The sequence below is a fragment of the Bradyrhizobium sp. genome (genome assembly GCF_019244115.1).
Lineage (GTDB): Bacteria > Pseudomonadota > Alphaproteobacteria > Rhizobiales > Xanthobacteraceae > Bradyrhizobium.
Map to the genome: position 1 here is coordinate 1 of NZ_JAFATE010000911.1, position 10,602 is coordinate 10,602.

At 63.2% G+C, this 10,602-nt stretch carries 9 protein-coding genes and 1 pseudogene; 8 read left to right on the forward strand and 2 right to left on the reverse strand.

What is annotated here, in order from left to right; translation table 11 throughout:
• The 8 genes and pseudogenes from JOZ76_RS37750 to lpxB form a co-directional block, all read left to right on the forward strand.
• Positions 1 to 729, forward strand: a pseudogene (locus JOZ76_RS37750) (1-deoxy-D-xylulose-5-phosphate reductoisomerase); the annotation flags it as partial.
• A gap of 41 nt (positions 730 to 770) precedes the next feature.
• A complete protein-coding gene (rseP, locus tag JOZ76_RS37755; protein ID WP_291706451.1) occupies positions 771 to 1,922 on the forward strand; it encodes an RIP metalloprotease RseP in 1,152 nt (383 codons plus the stop codon).
• Between the two features lie 175 nt (positions 1,923 to 2,097).
• On the forward strand, positions 2,098 to 4,659 hold the full coding sequence (gene bamA / locus JOZ76_RS37760) for an outer membrane protein assembly factor BamA (protein ID WP_291706452.1): 2,562 nt from the start codon (positions 2,098 to 2,100) through the stop codon (positions 4,657 to 4,659).
• A gap of 32 nt (positions 4,660 to 4,691) precedes the next feature.
• Positions 4,692 to 5,759, forward strand: coding sequence for a UDP-3-O-(3-hydroxymyristoyl)glucosamine N-acyltransferase (lpxD, locus tag JOZ76_RS37765; RefSeq protein ID WP_291706453.1), 1,068 nt, complete (start codon positions 4,692 to 4,694; stop codon positions 5,757 to 5,759).
• Positions 5,759 to 6,217, forward strand: a complete 459-nt coding sequence (gene fabZ, locus JOZ76_RS37770; protein WP_291706454.1) for a 3-hydroxyacyl-ACP dehydratase FabZ — start codon at positions 5,759 to 5,761, stop codon at positions 6,215 to 6,217. Before lpxD ends, fabZ begins: the two co-directional genes overlap by 1 nt.
• Positions 6,218 to 6,224: 7 nt before the next feature.
• Entirely contained in the window at positions 6,225 to 7,022 is a 798-nt protein-coding gene (gene lpxA, locus JOZ76_RS37775) for an acyl-ACP--UDP-N-acetylglucosamine O-acyltransferase (RefSeq protein ID WP_291706455.1), read from the forward strand.
• Positions 7,023 to 7,033: 11 nt separating this feature from the next.
• On the forward strand, positions 7,034 to 7,891 hold the full coding sequence (locus JOZ76_RS37780) for an LpxI family protein (RefSeq protein ID WP_291706456.1): 858 nt from the start codon (positions 7,034 to 7,036) through the stop codon (positions 7,889 to 7,891).
• Positions 7,891 to 9,081 carry a lipid-A-disaccharide synthase gene (gene lpxB, locus JOZ76_RS37785; protein ID WP_291706457.1) on the forward strand — a complete coding sequence of 397 codons (1,191 nt, stop codon included), beginning with the start codon at positions 7,891 to 7,893 and terminating at the stop codon, positions 9,079 to 9,081. The genes JOZ76_RS37780 and lpxB overlap by 1 nt, the downstream gene beginning before the upstream one ends.
• A gap of 210 nt (positions 9,082 to 9,291) precedes the next feature.
• Here the strand turns inward: lpxB and JOZ76_RS37790 are convergent, their stop codons facing one another.
• Both JOZ76_RS37790 and JOZ76_RS37795 read right to left on the reverse strand, forming a co-directional pair.
• Entirely contained in the window at positions 9,292 to 9,912 is a 621-nt protein-coding gene (locus JOZ76_RS37790) for a class I SAM-dependent methyltransferase (RefSeq protein WP_291706458.1), read from the reverse strand.
• 275 nt (positions 9,913 to 10,187) lie between these two features.
• Positions 10,188 to 10,602, reverse strand: a 415-nt coding sequence (locus tag JOZ76_RS37795; RefSeq protein ID WP_291706459.1) for a citrate/2-methylcitrate synthase, incomplete at its 5' end; no start/stop codon positions are given.

Sequence of the window (10,602 nt, forward strand, 5' to 3'; positions counted from 1 at the left end):
AACGCGCTGTTTCAGGCGCTCGGCTCCGGCAATCGTGAGGAACTCGTCCGCGTCATCATCACCGCCTCCGGCGGCCCGTTCCGCACCTGGGTTGCCCGCGACATCGAAGAGGCGACGCTCGAACAGGCACTGAAACATCCGAACTGGAGCATGGGGCAGAAGATCACCATCGACTCCGCGTCGATGATGAATAAGGGCCTCGAAGTCATTGAGGCGTCTTATCTCTTTACGCTCACGCCTGACGAGATCGACGTGCTCGTGCATCCGCAATCGATCATCCACGGCATGGTCGAGTTCTCGGACCGTTCCGTGGTCGCGCAACTCGGAACCCCGGACATGCGCACCCCGATTGCCCATTGCCTGGGCTGGCCGGAGCGAATCATGGGGCCGGCCGCCAAGCTCGATCTGGCCAAGATCGGGCAATTGACCTTCGAAGCACCCGATTTCGAGCGATTTCCGGGACTGCGGCTGGCGTACGAAGCCTTGCGGACGGGCCGCGGTGCAACCACCGTCTTCAACGCGGCCAACGAGGTCGCGGTGGCCGCATTCGCCGCCGGCAAGATCCGATTCGGTGCCATTGCCCGGCTCGTCGAGGCGACGCTCGAGGAGTGGACGAGGTCGGGCAATCTGTCGCCCTTGTCGTCAGCCGACGATGCCATTACCGTTGACAATGTCGCGCGAAGTCGCGCCGCCACCCTCTTGCCTCAAATTGCCTCAAAGGCATCTTAAGGGTTGGGACAGGGCCTCCGGCCCAGCTTAGGGGAAATCGGATGTCCGAAGCTTTTCTTCATGGTTTCAACACGTTGAGCCATGGGCTCATCGGCTATGCGGTCCCGTTTTTGTTTGTTCTGACCATTGTGGTGTTCTTCCACGAGCTCGGCCATTTCCTGGTCGGGCGCTGGGCGGGCGTGAAAGTCCTGACGTTTTCGCTCGGCTTCGGTCCGGAGCTTTTCGGCTTCACGGACCGCCACGGCACACGCTGGAAGATTTCAGCCGTTCCGCTCGGGGGCTACGTCAAATTCTTCGGCGACGACACGGAGGCCTCGACCCCGTCGGCCGAGATCCTGTCGCACATGACCTCGGAGGAACAGGCGCACAGTTTTCACCACAAGAAGGTCGGACCGCGGGCCGCGATCGTGGCGGCCGGGCCGATTGCCAATTTCGTTCTGGCGATCGTCATCTTCGCCTGCATGTTCACCTTCTTTGGCAAGCCGAGCACCTCGGCGCGGGTCGACAAGATCGAGGCGAACAGCGCGGCGGCGGCGGCCGGGTTCCAGGTCGGTGATATCGTCACCATGATCGATGGCACCAAGATCGACGGCTTTGCCGATATGCAGCGTATTGTCAGCACCCGTGCCGGCGAACGCATGAGCTTCACGGTGAAGCGCGGCGAGACGACCGTTCAGCTGGAGGGCACGCCGGAACAGCGCACCATCAAGGACAAGTTCGGCAATGCTCACCGGCAGGGCATTCTGGGCATCACGCATGAGACCGCGGCCGGCGAAATTTTGACGGAAAGGGTCGACCCGGCCACGGCCGTTTGGCTCGGGGTGAAGGAAACCTGGTTCGTGATCGACCGGACGCTCGCCTATGTCGGCGGTATTTTCACCGGCCGGGAGGCGGCCGATCAGGTCGGCGGACCGCTGCGAATCGCCCAGATCTCCGGACAGGTCGCAACCATCGGTCTTGCGGCCCTCATTAACCTTGCAGCAGTACTTTCGATCTCTATTGGGCTCTTGAATCTGTTCCCGGTTCCGCTGCTCGATGGCGGTCACCTGTTGTTTTACGCTGTTGAAGCGGCTCGCGGACGGCCCCTTTCGGAGCGCGCGCAGGAAATGGGGTTCCGAATCGGGCTGGGTTTGGTGCTGATGCTGATGGTGTTTGCAACCTACAACGATATCCTGCATCTGGCGGCGTCCTGACCGCGGCTTTTTTGTGACGTTGCCAATGGGCAACGTCTTGGAATGAAATTGGAATTACACAGGCCTCCAGCGTTTGCCACACTCGTAAAATTGGCTACAAGCGAAGCCAACGATGGGAATCTGTCGGTCCGACGGGGGGTTGGGCCGAGATTGGAATGACAAGGGCGCGTGGCGCATGAAGTTTGGAATGCGAGTGTGGGGGGGCTTGCGGGCCGCCTTGGTCATGTTCGCGGTGGTGGGGGCCGTCTCGCTGGCGGCTGCGATCGTTTCTACCCCTGCGGCTGCCCAGTCGGCTTCCTCTATCGTGGTGGAGGGGAACCGGCGCGTGGAGGCCGACACCATTCGTTCCTATTTCAAGCCGGGCCCGAACGGGGTCCTGGATGCCGGGCGGGTCGACGACGGCCTGAAGGCCCTGATCGAGACCGGTCTGTTCCAGGACGTGCAGATCAGCCGTCCGGGCGGCAAGATCGTGGTCACCGTGGTCGAAAACCCGGTGATCGGCCGCATTGCCTTCGAGGGCAACAAGAAGGTCAAGGACGAGCAGCTCACGACCGAAATCCAGTCCAAACCGCGCGGCACGCTGTCGCGTCCGATGGTGCAGTCGGACGCGCTGCGAATCGCGGAAATCTACCGCCGCTCCGGCCGCTATGACGTGCACGTCACGCCCGAGATCATCGAGCAGCCGAACAACCGGGTCGACCTCATCTTCACGATCCAGGAAGGGCCCAAGACCGGCGTCAAGGTGATCGAGTTCGTCGGCAATGTCGCTTTTTCGTCCTACCGCCTCAAGGACGTCATCAAGACCCACGAATCAAACCTCTTGAGCTTCCTCGGCGGCAACGACGTGTACGACCCCGACCGGGTCGAGGCCGACCGCGACCTGATCAGGCGCTTCTACCTGAAAAACGGCTATGCCGACGTGCAGGTGGTGGCCGCGCTCACCGAATACGATCCGGAGCGCAAGGGCTTTCTGGTGACCTTCAAGATCGAGGAAGGGCAGCAGTATCGCGTCGGCGCCGTCGACTTCCGGTCCACCATTGCCGGCCTCGATCCCAACGCACTGCGCGCCTTCTCCCGGGTCAGTGTCGGTTCGCTCTACAACGTCGAAGCGCTGGAGAAATCGGTCGAGGAGATGCAGATCGAAGCCTCGCGGCGGGGCTTTGCCTTTGCCGTGGTGCATCCGACCGGCGACCGCAACTTTGACGCCCATACCGTCTCGGTGGTGTTCGCCGTCGACGAGGGGCCGCGCGTCTATATCGAGCGCATCAACATCAGAGGCAACACCCGCACGCGGGATTATGTGATCCGCCGCGAGTTCGACATTTCCGAGGGCGATGCCTACAACCGCGCCCTGGTCGACCGCGCCGAGCGGCGGCTGAAGAACCTGGATTTCTTCAAGAGCGTGAAGATCACGACCGAGCCGGGCTCATCGAGCGACCGCGTGGTGCTGATCGTCGACCTGGAGGAGAAATCGACCGGCGACTTCTCTGTGTCGGGCGGCTACTCGACCACGGACGGCGCGCTGGCTGAAGTCAGCATCTCCGAACGCAACTTCCTCGGCCGCGGCCTGTTCGCCAAGGCGTCCGTGACCTATGGCCAATTCGCACGCGGTTACGCGCTGTCCTTCGTCGAGCCTTATTTGCTCGACTATCGGGTCGCACTAGGTCTGGACCTGTATCAGCGCCAGCAGCTCGCCAACAACTTCATCGCGTACGGCACCAAGACACTCGGCTTCAGCCCGCGGCTCGGCTTCCAGCTGCGTGAGGATCTGTCCTTGCAGCTGCGCTATTCGATCACGCGGCAGGAGATCACGCTGCCGCAGACTCTCGCGAACTGTAACAACACCATCGGCGGCTCCCAGGTTGGTAACAACTTCCTTCCGTTCAATCCGACACCGGCTTTCGTGCAGGCGAATGGTGCGAATGGCGCCGTCGACCCGACGGGCTTGGGCCTGTTCTGCTTCAGCGATGGCGAAGCATCGTTGCCGGTGCGTAAGGAGCTCTCACAGGGCGCGTCGATCACGTCGGCGATCGGCTACTCGCTGAACTACAACACGCTCGACAACAACAAGAACCCGACCGAAGGTCTGCTGGTCGACTTCCGGCAGGATTTCGCCGGGCTCGGTGGCAATGTCAGCTACCTGAAGAGCGCCATCGACGCAAAATACTTCACCCCGCTGGTCTCCGACATCGTCGGCATCGTTCACCTGCAGGGCGGTATTCTCAACAAGGTCGGCAATACCGAACTTCGCATGCTCGACCATTTCCAGATGGGTCCGAATCTGGTCCGCGGTTTTGCGCCCAACGGCATCGGTCCGCGCGACATCAACCCGTTTGGAACCCAGGATGCGATCGGCGGCACCAAGTACTGGGGCGCGTCATTGGAAATGCAGATGCCGTTCTGGTTCCTGCCCAAGGAAGTGGGCCTGAAGGGCGCGGTTTATGCCGATGCCGGTGGTCTGTATAATTACCAGGGCCCGACGACCTGGACCGCCACCAGCGAGTTGACGACGCCGCAGAACTCGAACTGTATCCGTCCGACCCAGACCCCGCCGACTGCGGGAACCTGCACCGGACTGGTGTTCGACGACAATAAGGTGGTCCGAACTTCGGTGGGTGTCGGCCTTGTTTGGGCATCGCCGTTCGGGCCGCTGCGCTTCGACTACGCGATTCCACTGACCAAGGGCCAGTTCGACCGCGTGCAGCAGTTCAGGTTTGGCGGCGGTACATCGTTCTGACCTTGCGTGCTCACCGGACTGCGAAGGGTGGAATGGCGCAGCCGACATTCTTCGAGCAACCGCCTCCGTCGACGCTGGCTGACATCGCCGCGTTGACGAAGGCGCAATTGGCCGACCCCGCGCGGGCCGGCCAAGAGATCAAAGGGCTGGCCTCGCTCGACGAGGCCGGGCCGATGCATCTGACGTTCTTCGACAATCTCAAATACGCAGATCAGCTCGCGGCGACCAAGGCCGGCGCCTGCCTGGTCAGCCCGCGCTTCGAGAAGGGCGTGCCGGCCCATGTCGCCGTGCTGCGCGTGGCCCAGCCGTTCAGGGCCTTCGTGCTGGTCGCGCGGGAATGGCATCGCGACGCGCTGCGGCCGCATTCCTGGTTCGGCTGTGCCGGCATTGCCCCCTCCGCGATCATCGATCCCTCAGCGAGGCTCGAGGACGATGTCATCGTCGAGCCCTTCGTCGTGATCGGCGCCAATGTCGAGATCGGCGCGGGAACCGTGATCGGCGCGGGTGCGATCATCGGTGCCAATGTCAAGATCGGCAGGGATTGCAATGTCGGCGCCCGCACGGTCATCCAATGCGCGCTGATCGGCAACAACGTGCTGATCCATCCCGGCTGCTGCCTTGGGCAGGACGGCTACGGCTTTCTGTTCTTTGGGCCCGACGGGCACCTCAAGGTGCCGCAGACGGGGCGGGTCCTGATTCAGAACGACGTCGAGATCGGTGCTGGTACAACCATAGATCGTGGTAGCCTGCGCGATACCGTGATCGGCGAAGGAACCAAAATCGACAATCAGGTTCAGATCGGTCACAATGTGACCATCGGCCGGCATTGCCTGCTTGCGGCTCAGATCGGTCTCGCGGGCAGTCTGACGATCGGCGATAACGTGGCGCTCGGTGCGAAAGTCGGCATCAACAACCATCTCAAGATCGGCGACGGGGCGCAGGTCACGGCGATGAGCGCGGTCAAGGACGATATTCCGCCGAACGGCCGGTGGGGCGGTCACTTCGCCAAACCGACCAAGCAATGGTTCCGCGAGATCATCGCCGTGGAGCGGCTGGTGCGCGATGCCGCTGTTGATCCGAAGGGCGAGGGGCGGGGGTGATGGAGGCGGCAGCGGTCCGGTTTGCGGAGGTCGACATCGATGACATCCTCAAAACCCTTCCTCATCGCTATCCGATGCTGCTGATCGATCGGGTGATCGACATTCGGACCGATTACAGCGGCATCGGCATCAAGAACGTGACCTTCAACGAACCCTGCTTTCTCGGCCATTTTCCCGAGCGACCGGTCTATCCCGGCGTGATGATGATCGAGGCGATGGCGCAGACCGCCGGCGTGATCGGCATCAAATCGGTCGAGGGCACCGAGAAGCCGCGCGCGGTCTATTTCCTGACCATCGACAAGTGCAAGTTTCGCAAGCCCGTCAAACCCGGTGACACCATCGAATATCACATGCGCTCCATCGGCCGCCGCAAGACCATGTGGTGGTTCCATGGCGACGCCAAGGTCAGGGGCACGACCGTCGCGGAAGCCGATGTCGGCGCGATGCTGACCGACTGAGGCGACAATGACTGCAATCGACTCCACCGCGCGCGTAGAAGACGGCGCCGTCATCGGCGATGGCGCGGTCATCGGCCCCTATTGCATCGTCGGCGCGCATTCCGTGATCGGTGCCAATTGCCGCCTGACATCCCATGTACAGGTGATGGGGCACACCACGATCGGCGCCGGCTGCACGATCTCGCCGTTCGCCGTGCTCGGCGGGGCGCCGCAGGACTTGGGTTATCGCGGCGAGCCGACGCGGCTCGAGATCGGCGCGGACTGCACGATCCGCGAGGGCGTGACGATGAATGTCGGCACGATCAAGGGCGGTGGGCTGACGAAAGTCGGCGAGCGCGGCTTCTTCATGAACAACAGCCATGTCGGACATGACTGCTTCGTCGGCAACGACGCGATCTTCGCGACCTCGGCGACGCTTGGCGGCCATTGCGAGATCGGCGACTTCGTCTACATCGGCGGACTGTCGGCGGTGCACCAGTTCACCCGGATCGGATCGGGGGTCATGGTCGGCGGGGTCTGCGGCGTTCGTGGCGACGTGATCCCCTACGGTCTCGTCAACGGTCAATATGCCGCACTGGAAGGCCTCAATTTGATCGGAATGAAGCGGCGCAAGTTCACGCGCGAACGGATCGCAACCGTGCGCTCATTCTACCAGGCGCTGTTCCACGGTGAGGGCATGTTTGCCGAGCGGCTCGAGCGGGCGAAGGCGATGGCGAAGGACGATCCGGCGATTGCTGAAATCCTGCACTTCATCGCGCAGGGCAAGCATCGGCCATTGTGTCTTCCCGACAGCGGCAAAGCTTGATACAGGGCATCATGACCGATGGGGACACAAAAGTCATATCACCCGTCGGCTTGATTGCGGCGGGCGGGGTGATGCCCTTCGCGGTCGCCGATTCCCTGATCAAGCGCGGATTGACGCCAGTCGTCTTTGCGCTCAGAGGCCTTTGCGATCCCGCACGTGCTGAACGCTATCGCCATCATTGGATCGCGATCGGCCAGATCGGCCGCGCCAAAAAACTGTTTCGAGCCGAGGGCTGCCGCGATCTGCTGTTCATCGGCTCATTGGTGCGTCCCGCGCTCTCGGAGATCCGGCTCGACCTCGGCACGCTCCGCGTCATCAACGAGGTGTGGTCGGCGTTCCGTGGCGGCGACGATCATTTGTTGTCGGGCATCGGCCGCATCCTCGAGCGGGACGGCTTTCGCATGGTCGGCATCAAGGATATCGCCCCCGATGTGCTGATGCCCGAGGGCAGCCTGACCAACATCAAGGTAGACGAGCAGTCCTCCTACGACATCGCGCTCGGCCGCGAGCTCCTGCGCGCTTTGAGCCCGTTCGACATCGGGCAGGCCGTGGTCGTGATCGACGGCCACGTCGTGGGAATCGAGGACATCGAGGGCACCGACGGGCTGCTCGCGCGGATCGTCAACCTGCGTGCGCTCGGCCGCATTCGCGCGCCGTCGAAACGCGGGGTGCTGGTCAAGGCGCCAAAGAGCGGCCAGGACCTGCGTTACGATCTGCCGACCATCGGCGCGCGGACGGTGGAGGGGGCATCGAAGGCAAGGCTCGCCGGGATCGCCGTCATCGCCGGCAACACGGTTTTGGCCGAACCGCAGCCGACCATCGAGGCCGCCGACGCGGCGGGCATCTTCGTCACCGGTCTGCCGGCGTGATGGCGCGCAGCCCCACAGGTCATGTCGCCCGGAAAATCTTTCTGATCGCGACGGAGGAATCCGGCGACCGGCTGGGCGCCGGGCTGATGAAGGTGCTGCGGCAGCGGCTCGGGGATGCCGTCACCTTCGAGGGCGTTGGCGGGCGGGCGATGGCGCGCGAGGGACTAACCTCGCTGTTTCCGATCGAGGAGCTGTCGATCATGGGGCTCGCGGCCGTACTGCGCCAGCTGCCAAAACTGCTGCGGCTGATCCGGCAGACCGCCGAGGCGGTCACGAACGCGTCCGCCGACATCCTGGTCATCATCGATAGTCCCGATTTCACCCATCGCGTGGCCCGCCGCGTGCGCGCGCGCGATCCATCGATCCCGATCGTCAACTATGTCTCGCCGACCGTCTGGGCCTGGCGGCCCGGCCGGGCACGGGCGATGCGTGGCTATGTCGACCATGTACTGGCGCTGTTGCCGTTCGAACCCGACGCCTATCGCCGGCTGAACGGGCCGCCCTGCAGCTATGTCGGCCATCCGCTGATCGAGCAGATCGACCGACTGCGTCCGAATGCGGAGGAACAGGCGCGGCGCGACGGTTCGCCGCCGATCGTGCTGCTGCTGCCGGGCAGCCGGCGCAGCGAGATCGCGCATCATCTTGGCGTCTTCGGTGCGGCGCTCGACCGCCTGCGCGGCCAGGGCGCTGACTTCGAGGTGATGCTGCCGACCATGCCGCATCTGGAGGCCGTCATCCTCGCCGGCATCGCGAACTGGCCGGTGGTGCCGACCATCGTGATCGGGGAGGCCGAGAAGCGCGCCGCGTTCCGGATCGCGCATGCCGCGCTCGCAAAATCCGGCACGGTGACGCTGGAGCTCGCGCTATCCGGCGTGCCGATGATAACCGCCTATCGTATTGGCGCGGCGGAGGCGTTCGTCCTGCGCCGCGCGATCAAGGTGAACACGGTGATCCTCGCCAATCTCGTGCTCGGCAAGGAGGTGATCCCGGAATTTCTGCAGGAGAACTGCACGCCGGAGAAACTGGCGCAGGCGCTGTCCGAGCTGTTGTCGGATTCGGCGATGCGCCGCAGCCAGTGCGAAGCGTTCGCGACGCTCGATGCGATCATGTCGAGCGGGCACGCCTCTCCGAGCGTGCGCGCCGCCGACATCGTGCTGGCGACCATGCGCAAGGGCTGGCGGGGGAGTTGAGCGTATGCTGTAAAGATCTGTAGGGTGGGCAAAGCGCAGCGTGCCCACCATTGCGGACAGCACATGCGGAAAGATGATGGGCACGGCGCAAGTGCGCCTTTGCACACCCTACGCACTGTCAGCCTTTTCATGGAGCTACGCCTCTGACAGGATCGCTCAGGCGGTGTCCGCCTGGGACGCCGACGCAATGGACGTTCTCCAGTTCGCTCATCATGCTGCAGGCCAAAACGGCGTCAGCTCCTTGAAGCTCGGCTGTACCGGCGGATCGGGTAGCCGCAGCGCACGCAGTCGTCCCGGCGTGCCGTTCGCAACCGCATAGGGTCGCCAGCCCAGATTGGTCTCGAAATAGCGGGCCGCCGTAGCGACGCCGGGCCACCAATGATCGTCGAGAACAATCAACCCGCCGGGCCGTACGATCGTCTGCAGGTAATACAGGTCGACAAACACGTTGTGAAACACGTGACTGCCGTCGACGAACGCGGCATCCGCCGACATCCCCTCCGCGGCAAGCCGCGGCAGCGCGATCTGGGATCGTTCTCTCAGCAACGTCGCGACGCAATCCAACCGCGCCGAGCGGATCACGTCCCAGCCCGCATCACGAAACTCGCTATCCTGGAACGGATCGAGAATGACGTGCCGATCACCGCCCACCGAAATCAGCGCCTCGCCGATGGCCAGCGCCGAGCTGCCATAAGCAAGGCCGATCTCGATCACCGTGGCCGGCCTCTCGGCAATCAGCAAATCACGAAGCGCGTCGCAGTCGCGTTCGGGCAGCGTCACAGTGGCGAAATCGTCGGCAGCGCGGACCCGCGGCGGCCCGTCAAACGCCAATTTTCGTCGTATCTCTCGGATTACGTCCAGATGTGTCATGGCAGTCGTGTAGGATGAGTGGAGCAGTTTGTAGGGTGGACTAGGCGCCTTGTCCGCCGGAGCTCAAAGAGCGAAGGCGGAAGCGTGCCCACTATTGCCGACAACGCGCGGAGGGATGGTGGGCACGGCGCTGCGCGCCTTTGCCCACCCTACGCTCGCTACGCTCGATCGCAAAAAGAATCCCGCCCGATGGTCGTCAGGCGGGATTTCTCATTCCTGCGATTTGAAGCCGCGGCTTATTTCCGCGCGTCGATCTGCACGTAATCGCGGCGGCCGACGCCGGTGTAGAGCTGACGCGGACGGCCGATCTTCTGCTGCGGGTCCTCGATCATCTCGCTCCACTGGCTGATCCAGCCGACGGTGCGGGCGACGGCAAAGAGCGCGGTGAACATCGAGGTCGGAAAACCCATCGCCTTCAGCGTGATGCCCGAATAGAAGTCGACGTTCGGATAGAGTTTTCGGTCGATGAAATACTGGTCGTGCAGCGCGATCTTCTCGAGCTCGAGTGCGACCTTCAGCATCTGATCGTCGCCGTGGCCGGTCTCCTTCAGCACCGCGTGACACATCTTCTGCATGATTTTCGCGCGCGGATCGTAGTTCTTGTAGACTCTGTGGCCAAAGCCCATCAGCCGCACGTCGCTGTTCTTGTCC

Coding starts and splice junctions, on each gene's coding strand:
- rseP (WP_291706451.1), top strand. CDS start 771: ATGTCCGAAGCTTTTCTTCATGGTTTCAACACGTTGAGCCATGGGCTC.
- bamA (WP_291706452.1), top strand. CDS start 2,098: ATGAAGTTTGGAATGCGAGTGTGGGGGGGCTTGCGGGCCGCCTTGGTC.
- lpxD (WP_291706453.1), top strand. CDS start 4,692: ATGGCGCAGCCGACATTCTTCGAGCAACCGCCTCCGTCGACGCTGGCT.
- fabZ (WP_291706454.1), top strand. CDS start 5,759: ATGGAGGCGGCAGCGGTCCGGTTTGCGGAGGTCGACATCGATGACATC.
- lpxA (WP_291706455.1), top strand. CDS start 6,225: ATGACTGCAATCGACTCCACCGCGCGCGTAGAAGACGGCGCCGTCATC.
- JOZ76_RS37780 (WP_291706456.1), top strand. CDS start 7,034: ATGACCGATGGGGACACAAAAGTCATATCACCCGTCGGCTTGATTGCG.
- lpxB (WP_291706457.1), top strand. CDS start 7,891: ATGGCGCGCAGCCCCACAGGTCATGTCGCCCGGAAAATCTTTCTGATC.